11 protein-coding genes are annotated in these 15,727 nt (G+C 47.2%); 9 read left to right on the plus strand and 2 right to left on the minus strand.

Features of this window, described 5'->3' with window-relative positions; all coding sequences use genetic code 11:
* Positions 1-4 precede the first annotated feature (4 nt).
* The 3 genes from FIV04_RS02000 (at position 5) to hldE (ending at position 5,809) form a co-directional block, all read left to right on the plus strand.
* Complete coding sequence (locus FIV04_RS02000; RefSeq protein WP_150870849.1) at positions 5-1,261, plus strand: methyl-accepting chemotaxis protein; 1,257 nt, start codon at positions 5-7, stop codon at positions 1,259-1,261.
* Positions 1,262-1,391: 130 nt separating this feature from the next.
* On the plus strand, positions 1,392-4,244 hold the full coding sequence (gene glnE, locus FIV04_RS02005) for a bifunctional [glutamate--ammonia ligase]-adenylyl-L-tyrosine phosphorylase/[glutamate--ammonia-ligase] adenylyltransferase (protein WP_152469511.1): 2,853 nt from the start codon (positions 1,392-1,394) through the stop codon (positions 4,242-4,244).
* A 134-nt stretch (positions 4,245-4,378) separates the two neighbouring features.
* A complete protein-coding gene (gene hldE / locus FIV04_RS02010) occupies positions 4,379-5,809 on the plus strand; it encodes a bifunctional D-glycero-beta-D-manno-heptose-7-phosphate kinase/D-glycero-beta-D-manno-heptose 1-phosphate adenylyltransferase HldE (RefSeq protein WP_150870851.1) in 1,431 nt (476 codons plus the stop codon).
* A 117-nt stretch (positions 5,810-5,926) separates the two neighbouring features.
* Here hldE and tolC read toward each other — a convergent pair whose 3' ends face one another.
* Positions 5,927-7,249: an outer membrane channel protein TolC gene (gene tolC / locus FIV04_RS02015; protein ID WP_152468131.1), complete on the minus strand. Its 1,323-nt coding sequence runs from the start codon at positions 7,247-7,249 to the stop codon at positions 5,927-5,929.
* Between the two features lie 226 nt (positions 7,250-7,475).
* On the opposite strand from tolC, the gene nudF reads away from it, so the two are divergent.
* From nudF to parC, 6 genes are all read left to right on the plus strand, one after another.
* Entirely contained in the window at positions 7,476-8,105 is a 630-nt protein-coding gene (gene nudF, locus FIV04_RS02020; RefSeq protein WP_152468132.1) for an ADP-ribose diphosphatase, read from the plus strand.
* A 4-nt stretch (positions 8,106-8,109) separates the two neighbouring features.
* The gene (locus tag FIV04_RS02025; RefSeq protein ID WP_152468133.1) at positions 8,110-8,553 is read left to right on the plus strand and encodes a DUF1249 family protein; all 444 of its coding nucleotides are present in this window, start codon (positions 8,110-8,112) and stop codon (positions 8,551-8,553) included.
* 53 nt (positions 8,554-8,606) lie between these two features.
* Positions 8,607-9,431, plus strand: a complete 825-nt coding sequence (gene cpdA / locus FIV04_RS02030; protein WP_152468134.1) for a 3',5'-cyclic-AMP phosphodiesterase — start codon at positions 8,607-8,609, stop codon at positions 9,429-9,431.
* Positions 9,431-10,033: an esterase YqiA gene (gene yqiA, locus FIV04_RS02035; RefSeq protein ID WP_152468135.1), complete on the plus strand. Its 603-nt coding sequence runs from the start codon at positions 9,431-9,433 to the stop codon at positions 10,031-10,033. Before cpdA ends, yqiA begins: the two co-directional genes overlap by 1 nt.
* 241 nt (positions 10,034-10,274) lie before the next feature.
* A complete protein-coding gene (gene parE, locus FIV04_RS02040) occupies positions 10,275-12,155 on the plus strand; it encodes a DNA topoisomerase IV subunit B (RefSeq protein ID WP_032553096.1) in 1,881 nt (626 codons plus the stop codon).
* 3 nt (positions 12,156-12,158) lie between these two features.
* Entirely contained in the window at positions 12,159-14,411 is a 2,253-nt protein-coding gene (parC, locus tag FIV04_RS02045; protein ID WP_152468136.1) for a DNA topoisomerase IV subunit A, read from the plus strand.
* Positions 14,412-14,518: 107 nt separating this feature from the next.
* On the opposite strand, the gene degS is transcribed toward parC, so the two are convergent.
* On the minus strand, positions 14,519-15,580 hold the full coding sequence (gene degS, locus FIV04_RS02050; protein WP_150870861.1) for an outer membrane-stress sensor serine endopeptidase DegS: 1,062 nt from the start codon (positions 15,578-15,580) through the stop codon (positions 14,519-14,521).
* Between the last annotated feature and the right edge of the window lie 147 nt (positions 15,581-15,727).

Genomic DNA, 15,727 nt, shown 5'->3' on the forward strand with positions numbered 1-15,727 from the left:
GACAATGACCAAACTGTCATTCAAGCCGTGGGAAAGGGTAATCTCTGACGTTCGTCTCGTTCCAAAAATGATCATGCTGATGGTATTCAGTACCATTTTGATCATTGCCAAGCAGCTGTGGGATGCAAGCACATTCCATGATTCACTGCTTGCAGCAACGAACAACGCACAAGTAGCACAAGAGCACTACGAAACGTACCTAGTACAAGTGGCTTGGCAAACTGGCTTGATGATTGTGGTGTTTGTGGTTCTTCTGATGGCAGCGGCACGTGTAATGCTGCGCCAGACTCAGTATCTGAGTGAAGCCATTAAAACGATGGCGGATAAAAATCTGTCAGTGCCAATCCATATGGACTGTAAAGATGAGTACGGTGATGTTGCTCGTGAACTAGAGAAAACTCGCGTTCAACTGAATGACATGATTAAAACGCAAGTGGCTTCATCTGATGAATTATTTGCACTGACCGAGGTGATGACGATCAGTATGTCAGAAACCAAAGAGTCAGCGCAGGAAGAGTTCAACGAGATTGATCAGCTAGCGACTGCAATGAGTGAGATGACATCAACGGTTCAAACGGTGGCTGAGCACGCACAGAATGCCTCTTCTCTCACGGAACAAGCATCAGGCCAAGCTTTGACTGGTCAAAAATTTGTGCAAGGCTCTGTGTCTAAGATGAGTGAGCTCTCGACTGATATCGCAGCATCAGCGGCGGCGGTAAACCAAGTTGAAGAGCGTGTGGACTCAATTGGAAGCGTAGTGGGTACTATCCAAGGTATTTCTGAGCAGACTAACCTTCTTGCATTGAACGCAGCAATCGAGGCAGCACGTGCTGGCGAGGCGGGTCGTGGCTTTGCGGTTGTTGCCGATGAAGTTCGAAACCTAGCGCAACGCACTCAACAAGCCACGGTCGAAATTCAAGATATGATCACTCATCTGCAAACCAGTGCTAATTCTGCGGTTGAGTTGATGGAGAAGAGTGTTGTCGAAGCAGCTGAAGGCGTTGATTTGGTCACCAACGCAGGCTCAGAGCTCGATGGCATCGTGAACCAAGTAAACCAAATCAATGATATGAACTTCCAAATCGCGACAGCAGCTGGTCAACAAAGTAGCGTCGCCGAAGAGATGAGTGTCAATCTAACCAATGTTCGTGAGCTGGTGGAAGCATCAGTCACAGTGGTCGGTGAGCTTCTTGAGACCTCACAAATAATGCAAACCAATGCTGAAGAGCTGGATGGTAAGATCAAGCAATTCAAGGTCTAAGTAGGCTTTACACGCTTAGGTTTTGTTTCTAATCCGATAAAACGCCCACATTCCTGATGTGGGCGTTTTTTATTGGCTTAAGTTTGATATAAATAGAGACAGTATGCGCTTAGTCAAACAAGGAAGAAAAATGCAATTGCCTGCTTCACTTACTCAGCACTCTCAATCGGCTTTAGAAAACCTGCTTGAACATCAAGGCGAAGCGATTTCGACTTGGTCTCCTCAATATCAAGAGCAACTTAACTACGTTTTAGGGCTGAGCAGTTTTGTCGGCGATTGCTTGCAGCGTGACACTGAGTTAGCAAAAGTGCTGCCTTCAATGCTTGAGTGTGAAGAGCGTGCCGAAGGCTATCGAGAGAGGTTGGCAGCCCTGCTGACTGAATGCCAAGATGAGATGAGCGGTCAGCGTGTGTTGCGTCAGTTTCGTAATCGCGAAATGTCTTATATCGCGTGGCGTGATTTTACCGCGTCTTGGCCTCTAGAGCAGAGCCTCAGCCACCTTTCAATGCTCGCTGAAGCCATGATCTTTGAAACCTATCAGTGGCAATACAACATCTGTTGCAAAGAGTGGGGTACACCTTGTAATGCGCAGGGAGAAGCTCAACCTATGCTGATCATCGGCATGGGTAAGTTAGGCGGAGGAGAATTGAACTTCTCTTCAGATATCGACCTTATTTTTACCTATCCAGAGAACGGCGAGACACAAGGTTCACGCCGCAGTATCGCTAATGCGCAGTTTTTCACGCGCCTTGGACAGCGCATTATCAAGGCGCTCGACCAACAAACCTTTGACGGCTTTTGCTACCGCGTTGACATGCGACTTCGCCCATTTGGTGAAAGCGGTCCATTGGTCATGAGTTACGCTGCGCTAGAAGATTACTATCAAGAACAAGGGCGCGATTGGGAGCGCTATGCCATGGTGAAAGCTCGGGTCATGGGGAGTGAGATGTACCCTGAGTATCAAGAGCTACGCCAAATGCTGCGCCCGTTTGTGTTCCGTCGTTATATTGATTTCAGTGCTATTCAATCTTTGCGTCGAATGAAATCGATGATCAGTAGCGAGGTTCGTCGTCGCGGCTTATCCAACAATATTAAACTTGGCCCTGGCGGAATTCGTGAAGTGGAATTTATTGCGCAGGTCTTCCAGTTGATTCGTGGTGGTCGTGAACCAAGCTTGCGAGACCGTGGCCTATTGAACACCCTTGAAGCCATCGATAGCTTGAAGCTTTTAGACTCCGGTGAAGTTGCACACCTCAGAGATGCTTACCTATTCCTGCGTCGTTTAGAGAACCTGCTGCAAGCGATGTCCGACAAGCAGACTCAAACACTGCCTGATAATGAGCAAGAGCAGCTCCAACTGGCGGTAGCTATGCAATTTGAAAGCTGGCAAGCACTGATTGATGAGACTCGTCAACACATGGCTAACGTTCATGTGGTGTTTGAAGAGCTTATCGGTGTGGAAGAAGAGGAAGCGAATCCAATCGCGAGCCATTTCAGTGAGCTGTGGGATATGGCACATAAGCCAGATGTGATTGAGCATGTCTTGGAGACAGACATTGATGCCGTTGACCCTCAGAAAGCCGCTAATACCATCATTCAGTTCAAGGCTGATCTCGCAAAGAAAACGTTAGGCCCAAGAGGTCGTGAAGTTCTTAACCGTTTGATGCCGAAAGTGTTCCAAGCTTTATATACCAATAAAGATGCAGAGTTTGGGTTGTCGCGTGTGCTGCACCTGTTGCATAAAATCGTCACGCGAACGACTTACCTTGAATTGCTCGATGAGCACCCAGCGGCTCTGACTCAGTTGGTACGCCTGTGTACCGCGAGTCCAATGATCTCAGAACAGCTAGGGCGTTACCCAATCCTGCTTGATGAACTGATTGATCCTCAGCAGTTGTATAACCCTGTGCCACTAGAGTCCTACAAAACTGAGCTGCGTGATTATCTGGCGCGCATTCCTGAGGATGATATGGAGCAGCAGATGGAGGGGCTGCGTCAGTTTAAGCAGACCTGTATCTTGAGAATCGCGGCGGCGGATATTGCAGGTGTGTTGCCTGTAATGAAGGTGAGTGATCACTTAACCTATCTCGCAGAGGCGATTGTGGAAGCGGGTGTGAATCAAGCTTGGCTGCAGGTATCGGCTAAATATGGCGAGCCAACACACATTAAAGACCGTGATGGACGCGGCTTTGCGGTCGTTGGTTATGGCAAAGTAGGTGGTTGGGAGCTAGGTTACAATTCAGACCTGGATATTGTCTTCATGCATGACTGTCCAGTGCATGTTTATACCGACGGCAAGAAAGAGATCGATGGTCGTCAATTCTATCTACGCTTAGCACAGCGCATTATTCATATCTTCTCGACACGCACTGCTTCAGGCATTCTTTATGAGGTTGATACGCGCCTGAGACCTTCTGGTGCATCAGGCTTATTAGTAAGTCCAACCGATGCTTTTGACGAGTACCAACACAGTGAAGCGTGGACGTGGGAGCATCAGGCATTGACTCGCGCACGTATGATCTATGGTGATGAGCCTTTGGCATTGGCGTTTAACAAGACGCGTCATGAGGTGTTGTGTCTTGAGCGTGATGGTGAAAGCCTCAAGCAAGAGGTAGTTAAGATGCGCGAAAAAATGCGTGACCACCTCGGCGGTAAGAAAAGCGATCGCTTTATGCTTAAACAAGACAATGGTGGCATAACCGATGTTGAGTTTCTTGCTCAATATCTGGTACTGAGATACAGCCATGAGAAACCAAAGCTGACACGTTGGTGTGATAATGTGCGCATCTTCGAGAGCTTGATGTCTCAGGGTATTATGGAAGAACCACAAGCAATGGCACTCACTCACGCCTACACCACACTGCGTGATGAAATTCATCACCGTAACCTACTTAACCTCGATGCTGATGTGGCAATGGATAAGTTTGAGCAAGAGAGAGCTCTCGTCACTCAGGCTTGGCAGCAGTGGATGCTCGCTGAATAGCGGGAACCTTGTATCAACTCGACTGTCTAGAATGTGAAGCGGTGAATCAAACCGCTTCATTGTCTTTTTCTATGGTTTAGCCACTACTATCAGTGTGCTAGACTCTATCCAGATTCGATTTTTGGAGATCCCTAATGAAACCTATTCTACCTGACTACAGCCAATCGGGCGTGTTGATTGTCGGTGATGTGATGCTAGACCGTTACTGGTATGGCCCTACCGGTCGTATTTCACCAGAAGCGCCAGTACCCGTAGTAAAAGTAGAGAATAACGAAGAGCGTCCAGGTGGTGCAGCGAACGTGGCAATGAATATTGCATCACTAGGCGGCCATGCGCACATCGTTGGTTTGACGGGTAAAGATGAGCCTGCACAAGTACTTAAGAACACACTAAGTGCACTTAAAGTTAACTGTGATTTTGTTGAGCTAGAAGATTACCCAACCATCACTAAGCTACGTGTGATGAGCCGTGGCCAACAGTTGATTCGTCTGGATTTTGAAGACAAATTTGAGAACACTGACCCTGAATTGGTTCTATCTCGTATGGAGCAAGCGCTACCGAACGTGCGCTCTGTGATCCTGTCTGATTATGCAAAAGGCGCGCTTGAGCATGTACAGAGCTTTATTCAGAAAGCGCGTGCAGCAAACGTTCCTGTGTTTATTGACCCGAAAGGTGCGGATTTTGAACGCTACCGTGGTGCAACATTGCTGACGCCGAACATGGCGGAATTTGAGCTAGTTGCAGGTAAAGTGAAATCTGAAGAGGAGCTAGTGGCGAAAGGCTTAGCTCTGATTGAAGAGTTTGATTTTGAAGCGCTACTTGTGACTCGTAGTGAGCACGGTATGACGCTACTGCGTAAGGGCCAAGAACCGTTCCACCTGCCGACACAAGCGAAAGAAGTGTATGACGTGACTGGTGCGGGCGATACGGTTATTTCGGTACTTGCGGCTTCTGTTGCTGCAGGTAAGCCACTTGATGAGGCGTGTGCACTGGCAAACGCAGCAGCAGGTGTTGTTGTTGGTAAGCTAGGTACTTCGACTCTGTCTATGATTGAGCTAGCAGAAGCTGTACACGGTAGCCAAGATACAGATTACGGCGTGATTTCAGAGGCTGCTCTGATTGAAGCGGTGAAACGAGCTCGCGCTAAAGGTGAGAAAGTGGTTATGACTAACGGCTGCTTTGATATTCTTCATGCGGGCCATGTTTCTTACATGAACCACGCAGCTGAGCTGGGTGATCGCCTAATTGTTGCTGTGAATACTGATGAGTCGGTTAAACGCTTGAAAGGTCCTGGTCGTCCTGTAAACCCAACTGATCGTCGTATGGCTGTTCTTGCTGGTTTGGGTGCGGTAGATTGGGTTGTTCCTTTCTCTGAAGATACGCCACAGCGTCTAATCTCTGAAGTGCTGCCGAGCATCTTAGTTAAGGGCGGTGATTACAAGCCGGAAGAGATTGCTGGTGGTGCAGAAGTGATTGCTGCAGGTGGTGAAGTGAAAGTTCTGAACTTTGAAGATGGCTGCTCAACCACAGAGATCATTGAAGCGATCAAAGGTGGTCGTGGATAAGCGCCTTAATTGATTTGATATCCGATAAATAAAAATGCCGCTCAATGAGCGGCATTTTTATATTTGAATATCTAGAGAGCGATAAGCTCGCTCTCTATCAGACAATGTATTGAGTGATTAGCTCGCTGGTTTTAGGCCTGCGTTTACGTCAACAATGTCTTGCTCGCTAAGTGTACCTACCGCTTGACGCAGTTGTAGTACGCTTAGGATGTAGTTGTAACGAGCGTCAGATAGGTTCTTGTTCGCATCGTATAGACGACGAGTTGAATCAAGTACGTCAACGATAGTACGAGTACCTACATCGAAACCTGCTTCTGTCGCTTCAAGTGCAGATTGAGCTGAAACTACCGATTGCTCGTAAGCACGTAGTGCGCCGATCGATGCGCTGATGTTGTTGTTGAACGCGCGAACGTCCTTAACAACACTACGGTAAGTCGCTTCAAGATCTTCACTTGCTGCTACGTAGTTGTATTCAGCCTGCTTAGTTAGCGAGGTCGTGTTACCACCAGTGTATAGTGGCACAACTAGGTTTAGGCCAAGGTTTAGGTTGTCTTGATCGTAATCATCAGAGCTATTTGATTGATCTGCTAGTGAGTAGCTACCATCAAGCGTTAGGCTTGGAAGGTGACCAGAGCTTGCTAGCGAGATGTTATCTTTCGCGATGTCTTGAGAGATACGTGCAGCCAATAGGCTTAAGTTTTTCTCTTGAGCTTGCTCAACCAGCGCTACAGCAGACTCAGAAGACTTGCTTGCTGAGAAGCGGTCAGTATCAAGAATACTTAGGTTAGAGTGTTCTTGACCTGTGATTTCACGAAGGCCTTCGTAGTTGTTAGTCAGTGTGTTTTCAGCTAGAACTTCGTCTGCCAGTACTGCATCGTACTGCGCTTGCGCGTCATGTACGTCAGTAATTGCCGATAGACCGACCTCAAAGCGTTGCTTAGTTTGCTCTAATTGACGAGCAACGGCAGCTTTCTCTGCACGGACAAACTCAAGGTTATCTTGTGCACGCAGTACCTCGAAGTAAGCCGTCGCAACACGAAGGATTAGACCTTGCTGCTCTGCCGCGTAAGCTGAATCAGCTTGGCGTGCTGTTTTCTCAGCCGTGTCTAGTGTGATCCAAGAAGAGCGTTGGTAAAGCTCTTGCGTGAACCCTACACCAACACCCCAATTGTTATTGTCGAGGTTGGCGCTGTTGCCTGCATCATAATCACGGTCACCACGGTTGATGTCGTAGTTCGCAGTTAGGTTGATTTGCGGTAGTAGTGCACTACGGCTAGAAGTGACTGCTTCAAAAGCGGCATCACGCTGCGCAGCTGAACGAAGAAGTGTTGGATCGTTTTGTTTTGCTTGGTCATATACTTCGGCTAGCGTATCAGCGAAAGCTGATGAACTCAGGCTGCCAATTGCTGCACTGATAAATAGTGGAAGCAGTTTTCTCATTTTCCTATTCCTGCCTTAATAGAATTTTTCTTTACAGAGTTTAACTCAGTTTGGTGGTAATTTACTCGAAACTTTGCACTTTTTTACATTTAACTGTCCACTTGTGCAATATTTATTTTCGGATACTTAAATTTAATTATAAATTTTGTATAAAAAGTTGAACCTAGACCTTGGTAGTTAACTCGTACAATGAGTAAACTATAAAGATCACTTAGTGAGGTGTTAAATGCAACAGTATGACAATCAACAACATGAGTTTACTCCACAAGATGTGGAAATTGTCTCAAAAGAAACGCTCTTTCGTGGTTTTTTCAAAATGGTTAAGTACACCTTTCGACATAAGTTGTTTGAAGGCGGGTGGAGTAAGCCGATAGAGCGCGAAATGTTTGAGCGTGGACATGCTGCTGCACTGTTACCTTACGATCCTATTCGAGATGAAGTAGTGATCGTCGAGCAGATCCGAGTTGGTGCCCTTGAGCACGAGAACCCTTGGCAATATGAGATTGTCGCGGGAATTATCGATACCGATGAATCTCCGGAACAAGTTGCTCGTCGAGAAGCGGTCGAAGAGGCCGGTGTTGAAGTGACTCATGTCTTGCCGATCACTTCATACTACCCATCATCGGGTGGTTGCTCTGAAAAACTGGATGTAATGGTTGGCTGTGTTGATGCGACCACGGCGAAAGGTGTCCATGGGCTTGACTACGAAGGTGAAGACATTCGCGTTCAGGTTATGAGTCGTGAACAAGCTTATCAACTGGTACAGCAAGGTGTGTTCGAAAATGGTGCTACTATTATTGCTTTGCAATGGTTGCAACTGAACTACCTAAATTTACAGTCAAAGTGGAAAGAGTAACGCTATGCCAAATATAGCGGTGAAAAAGCCGTATCATGTTGATCTTGCTGAATTGATGCGAGTCTATGAGACCAATTACGCGAAATTGAATGCGCTGCTGCCTGTGGGACATCAGGTCGGCGACGTGCGTTGTTATCAAGCGGTTAATATGGTGTATCAATTGACAGTGAATGAGGTCACAAAATACACCACATTAATAGATATATGTCAGAGTGATGCGATGCCAGTATTCCCTTTGCCAAAAATGTCTGTCAGGCTATATCACGACGCTCGTGTTGCAGAAGTGTGTGCCAGTGGGGACTTCTCAAGAGTCAAAGCGAAATACGACTACCCAAACACCAAACTTTTGCAAAAAGACGAGAAATTTCAACTCAATAAGTTTCTTGGCGAATGGTTATCGTTTTGTTTAAAAAATGGGATCAGTCGCACACCTATTACGCTGAGTTAGCGTACGTTTGAATACTTTGAAGATCTAACAGTAACGTATCTGGATTTGTTATTTTGGAATTATCACACACTTCAAAATTAGATGAGAGCAGCATTAAGTTAGTGCAACTGACCGACACGCACCTCTTTGCGCCAAGTAATGGCAGCCTGCTGAGCATCAACACAGAAGATAGCTTTCGTGCTGTTGTCGATGGCATTGTGAACCAAGGTTATGAATATGAAGCGGTTTTGGCGACTGGTGATATCTCTCAAGATCACAGCGCAGAGTCTTACCAAAAATTTGAGGCTGGCATTCAGCCTTTAGAGAAGCCTTGTTACTGGTTGCCAGGTAACCACGACTATAAACCCAATATGGGCAGCGTTATCCCATCAGCTCAAATACAGTGTGTTGAGCACGTGCTGTTGGGAGAACATTGGCAGATGATTCTGCTCGACTCACAAGTCGTCGGTGTGCCACATGGTCGCTTAAGCGATCAACAGCTTGATCTATTAGAACAGAAATTAGCGGAATACCCGCAAAAGCACACATTAGTTTTGCTGCATCACCACCCACTACTGGTTGGTAGTGCTTGGCTTGATCAACATTGTTTGAAAGATGCTGATCAGTTCTGGGATGTCGTATCACAACACAGCAATGTTCGTGGTGTTTTATGTGGCCACGTGCATCAAGACATGAATCGTGAGCACCTAGGTGTACAGGTTATGGCGACGCCATCGACTTGTGTTCAGTTCAAGCCAAATTCAGACGACTTTGCGCTTGATACGCTCAGCCCTGGCTGGCGAGAGCTTGAATTGAAGCCGAACGGTGAGATTACGACAGAAGTACGTCGACTTGAGCGCGGTGCATTTGCCCCTGACTTCAACGCCGAGGGTTACTAATGTCAGCTGCTACGCCACAAACAAAGCCTTCAATGTTGCTCTATATCCACGGTTTCAATAGCTCATCGCGTTCACACAAAGCAAATGTCATGGCTGAGTACTGTGCTGAGCATCGTCCTGATATCAAGGTAATGACGCCACAACTTCCTAGCTTTCCCGCTCTGGCAGCAGCGTATCTTAAGAGCGTTGTCGAAGAGCACAAAGAGCACTACCAAATTGCGCTGGTGGGTAGTTCGTTAGGTGGTTATTTGTCGACGTGGCTAAATGCGCATTATGGGTTTAAAGCGGCTGTGGTTAATCCAGCAGTGAAACCTTATGAGTTGTTGACCGACTACCTCGGTGAACAGGTTAACCCATACACCAATGAACATTATGTTTTAGAGGAAAAACACATTGATGAGCTCAAGCAGCTCGATGTGGTCTCTATTTCCGAGCCAAGTGATTTTTGGTTATTGCAGCAAACAGAAGATGAAGTTTTAGATTACCGCCAAGCGGTGGCTAAGTTTCAAGGAGCGAAGCAGACTGTAGAAGAGGGCGGCGACCACAGCTTTGTCGATTTTGAACGTTACCCTCAAAAGATAATTGAATTTCTAGCCTTATAAGGTTTAACTTCAGCCGCAACATCTTATCTTTTTTGCCTGTTATTTCATCTGTCAGTGGTGAAATATCATAGTTTGGTGTCATAGTTTTTGAACGTGCTTGACATCAAACCCCTGCTTCCAGACTATATTCCCCAATACTTTCGCTCGTTCGCTCTGCTGTGAGGGTTCACGGCAACTAACACGGTTATATCGAATTAGAGCCCAGCGAACAGACGTAAATTTTTTGAGTAAACTCCGTATTATGACTGAACAATATAATGCAAAAGACCTCGAGGTTCTTGAAGGTCTCGACCCGGTTCGACACCGTCCGGGGATGTATACCGAGACTGAAAGGCCAAACCACTTAGCCCAAGAAGTTATCGATAACTCTGTAGATGAAGCATTGGCTGGCCACGCGAAGAAGATCAAAGTGGTCTTGCACGCTGACCAATCTCTAGAAGTGGTGGATGATGGTCGTGGTATGCCTGTCGATATTCACCCAGAGAAAGGCATCTCAGGTGTTGAGCTGATTTTAACTAAGCTCCACTCAGGTGGTAAGTTCTCAAACAATAACTATAAGTTCTCAGGCGGCCTACACGGTGTAGGTATCTCTGTGGTAAATGCACTCTCGAAGCGCGTTGAAGTTACCGTTCGTCGTGATGGTCAAGTCCATGAAATTGCATTTGAAAACGGCGTTGCTGTTACCGACCTAACTGTTACGGGCTCATGTGGCCTGCGTAACAGCGGTACATCAGTACATTTCTGGCCGGATGCAAAGTACTTCGACAGCTCTAAATTCTCTGTGCTGCGCTTGGTGAACAACCTGCGCGCGAAAGCTGTTCTATGTCCCGGCCTAGAGATCACCTTTAGCGATAAGGTGAACAACGAAGAACATAAATGGTTCTACGAAGATGGTCTTAAAGACTATCTGGCAGAGGGTGTGAAGGGCTATACCTTACTACCTGAAGAGCCGTACATCGGTGAGTTCACTGCAGAAACCGAAATGGCAAACTGGGCGGTGATCTGGCAGCCAGAAGGTGGTGAGATGATCACTGAGAGTTACGTGAACCTAGTACCAACCAAGCAAGGTGGTACCCACGTAAACGGTCTACGCCAAGGTCTATTGGATGCAATGCGTGAGTTCTGTGAATTCCGAAACCTGTTGCCGCGTGGTGTTAAGCTAACCGGTGATGACATCTTCGATCGCTGTTCATACGTGTTATCGGTGAAGATGCAGGATCCTCAGTTTGCAGGCCAAACGAAAGAGCGTCTTTCTTCTCGTCAAACCGCTGCGTTCGTGTCTGGCGTTGTAAAAGATGCGTTCAGCTTGTGGCTTAATGAAAAACCACAACTGGCTGAACAGCTAGCGGAAACCTGTATTGCCAATGCGCACCGTCGTATGCGTGCCAGCAAGAAGGTGGTACGTAAGAAGGTGGCATCAGGCCCTGCATTACCAGGCAAATTGACAGATTGTTCAGTTCAAGACTTAAACCGCACTGAAATCTTCTTCGTGGAAGGGGACTCGGCGGGTGGCTCAGCAAAACAAGCTCGTGACCGTGAGTTCCAAGCAGTGATGCCACTGCGTGGTAAGATTCTTAACACGTGGGAAGTATCGGCTGACCAAGTTCTTGCATCTCAAGAAGTACACGATATCTCGGTGGCTTTGGGTATCGACCCAGACAACGATGACCTGTCTGGCCTACGTTACGGTAAGATCTGTATCCTTGCCGATGCGGACTCGGATGGTCTACACATTGCGACGCTGCTGTGTGCTCTGTTTACTCGTCACTTCCGCTCTTTGGTTGAAGCAGGTCATATCTATGTGGCTATGCCGCCTCTGTATCGTATCGACTGTGGCAAAGAAGTGTTCTATGCCCTTGATGACGATGAGAAAGATGGTGTGCTAGAGCGCTTATCGAAGAAGAAAGCCAAGATCAACGTACAACGATTCAAAGGTCTGGGTGAGATGAACCCACTTCAGCTACGCGAAACCACCATGGATCCAAATACTCGTCGTCTGGTTCAGCTAACGATTGATGACAGTGAAGCGACCAACGAAATGATGGACATGCTGCTAGGTAAGAAGCGTGCTGATGATCGCCGTTCATGGCTACAAAACAATGGTGATTTGGCCGAGGTATAATGAATGTCTAACGAAATTACTTTTGATGGCGTTGAACAATTGCCAATGCGCAAGTTCACCGAAGATGCCTATTTAAATTACTCAATGTACGTGATCATGGATCGTGCATTGCCTTACATTGGTGACGGCCTCAAACCAGTACAGCGTCGTATTATCTACGCGATGTCTGAGCTTGGCTTGTCAGCAGCTTCAAAATACAAGAAGTCGGCACGTACCGTTGGTGATGTACTGGGTAAGTACCATCCACACGGTGACTCGGCGTGTTACGAAGCCATGGTATTGATGGCACAACCGTTCTCTTACCGCTACCCATTGGTAGATGGCCAAGGTAACTGGGGTGCTCCGGATGATCCGAAATCATTCGCTGCGATGCGTTATACCGAAGCGAAACTGTCTAAGTTTGCTGAGGTTTTGCTTGGCGAATTAGGCCAAGGCACAGTTGAGTGGCAACCAAACTTTGACGGCACGATGAAAGAGCCGCAAATGCTGCCAGCGCGCCTGCCTCATATTCTACTTAACGGTATCACTGGTATCGCGGTAGGTATGGCAACAGATATCCCGCCACATAACGTGCGTGAGATCGCCGATGCGACCATCAAACTGATCGATAGCCCGAAAGCGGAACTGTCGGAAGTGATGGAGCATGTGAAAGGGCCTGATTACCCAACCGAAGCTGAGATTATTTCTCCGAAATCAGATATCGAGAAGATCTACAAAACGGGGCGTGGCAGCATCAAGATGCGTGCGGTTTGGCACAAAGAGGGCTCTGATATTGTTATCACGGCTCTGCCTCACCAAGTATCGGGCGCTAAGCTTCTAGAGCAAATAGCTAACCAGATGCGTGCTAAGAAGCTACCAATGGTAGATGACCTGCGTGACGAATCGGATCACGAAAACCCAACACGTATCGTTGTAGTGCCTCGTTCGAACCGTATCGACTGCGATCAGCTGATGAGCCACCTGTTTGCTTCAACGGATCTTGAGAAGAACTTCCGCGTTAACTTGAACATGATTGGTCTAGACAACCGCCCTCAAGTTAAAGGTCTAGTTCAGATCCTTAAAGAGTGGATTGAGTTCCGTCGTACAACAGTACGTCGTCGTTTACAGCACCGTCTTGATAAAGTACTAGCGCGCTTACACATCTTAGAAGGTCTTTTGGTTGCTTATCTCAACCTTGATGAAGTGATTGAGATCATCCGAACTGAAGACGATCCTAAAGCAGTGCTTATGGAGCGCTTTGGTATCACAGAGATTCAAGCAGACGCAATCCTAGATACCAAACTTCGCCATCTTGCTAAGCTGGAAGAGATGAAGATCCGCGGCGAGCAAGATGAGCTAGAGAAAGAGCGTGAAAAGTTAGAGAAGCTACTGGGCTCTGAACGTCGCCTGAACACTTTGATTAAGAAAGAGATTCAAGCGGACGCAGATAAGTACGGTGATGACCGTCGTTCTCCACTGGTTGAGCGTGCAGAAGCGAAAGCACTGACAGAGCGCGACCTTGTCCCAAGTGAACCAATCACAGTCGTGCTTTCTGAGAAAGGTTGGATTCGTCATGCGAAAGGGCATGAAGTGGATCCAGAAGGCTTGAACTACAAGTCGGGTGACAAATACCTTGCGAGTGCGCGTGGTAAGAGTAACCAACAAGCAGTATTCCTCGGCAGTGATGGCCGCAGCTACTCACTTGAGTCTCACTCTCTGCCTTCGGCGCGTAGCCAAGGTGAGCCGATTACTGGTCGCTTGAATATCAATGCTGGCAGCTCGATCCGACAAGTTGTGATGGGTGAAGACGATCAGCTATGGCTGGTGGGCTCAGATGCTGGTTACGGTTTCGTGTGTAAAGGTAGTGACCTGTTGTCGAAGAACAAGAGCGGTAAGGCTCTGGTGAATTTGCCTCAGGCATCTGAAGTGATGCTACCAAGTCCGATTGAAGATCTAGAGACCAACGAGATCCTGGCGATTACTAACCAAGGTCGTATGTTGTTGTTCCCAATTAAAGATCTGCCTCAATTGAGTAAAGGTAAGGGTAACAAGATCATCAATATCCCATCAGCGAAGGCCAAAGAGCGTGAAGAGTTTGTCTCACACCTAATGGCTATTCCTCAAGGGACAACGCTGACGCTGTATGCAGGTAAGCGTAAGCTTGGCTTGAAGCCGGCTGACCTTGATAACTTCCGCGGTGAGCGTGGCCGTCGTGGTGGACTGCTACCAAGAGGCTTACAGCGCGTTACTCGTATCGATATCGAAAGTGACGAGTAATCTTAGTTTCAAATAAACAGCTTTATAGATAAGAAAAAACCCAGCCTTGAGCTGGGTTTTTGTTGTTCGCAATCTACTTGTGTTAGTCGTAGATCTGTCTAATTTAACTAGCGCTTATCTTCCGCAATTGTGACCTTAAGGGTTTTGCTTTCACCCTGACGAAGTATGCCCACATCGACCACTGTGCCAGGTCTTAGGTCGGTAACGATATCCATAACGCTTTGGCGTCCATTGATCTTGGTGTTATCGATACTGATGATGATGTCTTGAACCTCGAATCCAGCATCAGCAGCAGGACCCGCAGGGTCGATACCTAGTACCACAATTCCACCAATGTTTTTGTTGCCCAGTAAGCGAGAAGTAACCGAATTGATGTCTTGTCCATCGATACCGATATAGCCACGGATCACACGGCCATCGGCGATGATCTTTTGCATGATCTTGTTGGCCAACCCATAAGGGATAGCAAATGAGATACCATAGGTTTCCATGTCTGTCGCTTGTTGGAAAGAGGCGGTGTTAATACCGACCAGTTCACCTTGCGAGTTGACGAGCGCACCCCCCGAGTTACCTTCATTGATTGCAGCATCGGTTTGGATGAAGGCTTGATGGCGGTCGGCACTGATCGACGAGCGGCCAGTCGCGGAGATAATGCCAAACGTAGTCGTCTGGCCTAGGTTATATGGGTTACCAATCGCGAGCACGATGTCGCCGACATTAGCCTCGTAATTTGGATTCAAAGGAATCACAGGAAGGTTGTCACCACTGACTTGTAGTATGGCGATATCCGTTCTTTTATCTGAACCCACTAACTGTGCGGCAGCAGCGCGACCATCTTGCAGGGCGACGACAACTTGGTCTGCTTGAGCAACCACGTGGTAGTTGGTAATGATGTAACCTTTCTCACTGACAATAACGCCAGAGCCTAAACCCTGAGTGAGCAGTTTATTACGATCGGATTCATCGTATTTTCGGCTATAGATATTGACGACCGCAGGCGCTGCGCGTCGAACTGCATCATTGAATGACAGTTGCAGTGAGCCGATGTTGCTTACCTGCTTACTTGCCGCTTCAGAGACGAAGTTAGGTCTTAGCTGTGGGAAAGCCACAAGAATAATCAGTGCTGATACTAATCCAAGGGAAATAGAACGAAATAGAAAGGACAGCATGTTTCCCTCTTCGACAGGTAAGGTATTGAGCCTCCACACATGGGTGACCAGTTTGAGTTACTTGTGAAGCATAGCATTTTGATTCATCTAAATAAAAGGGCAGGCTGATTAAGTTCTATACGAACTTGTTCAACCTGCCCTCAATAA

The organism is Vibrio sp. THAF190c, assembly GCF_009363355.1.
GTDB classification, from domain to species: domain Bacteria; phylum Pseudomonadota; class Gammaproteobacteria; order Enterobacterales; family Vibrionaceae; genus Vibrio; species Vibrio fortis_A.

Coding starts and splice junctions, on each gene's coding strand:
- parE (WP_032553096.1), top strand. CDS start 10,275: ATGACTGAACAATATAATGCAAAAGACCTCGAGGTTCTTGAAGGTCTC.
- hldE (WP_150870851.1), top strand. CDS start 4,379: ATGAAACCTATTCTACCTGACTACAGCCAATCGGGCGTGTTGATTGTC.
- nudF (WP_152468132.1), top strand. CDS start 7,476: ATGCAACAGTATGACAATCAACAACATGAGTTTACTCCACAAGATGTG.
- glnE (WP_152469511.1), top strand. CDS start 1,392: ATGCAATTGCCTGCTTCACTTACTCAGCACTCTCAATCGGCTTTAGAA.
- FIV04_RS02025 (WP_152468133.1), top strand. CDS start 8,110: ATGCCAAATATAGCGGTGAAAAAGCCGTATCATGTTGATCTTGCTGAA.
- parC (WP_152468136.1), top strand. CDS start 12,159: ATGTCTAACGAAATTACTTTTGATGGCGTTGAACAATTGCCAATGCGC.
- FIV04_RS02000 (WP_150870849.1), top strand. CDS start 5: ATGACCAAACTGTCATTCAAGCCGTGGGAAAGGGTAATCTCTGACGTT.
- degS (WP_150870861.1), bottom strand. CDS start 15,580: ATGCTGTCCTTTCTATTTCGTTCTATTTCCCTTGGATTAGTATCAGCA.
- yqiA (WP_152468135.1), top strand. CDS start 9,431: ATGTCAGCTGCTACGCCACAAACAAAGCCTTCAATGTTGCTCTATATC.
- tolC (WP_152468131.1), bottom strand. CDS start 7,249: ATGAGAAAACTGCTTCCACTATTTATCAGTGCAGCAATTGGCAGCCTG.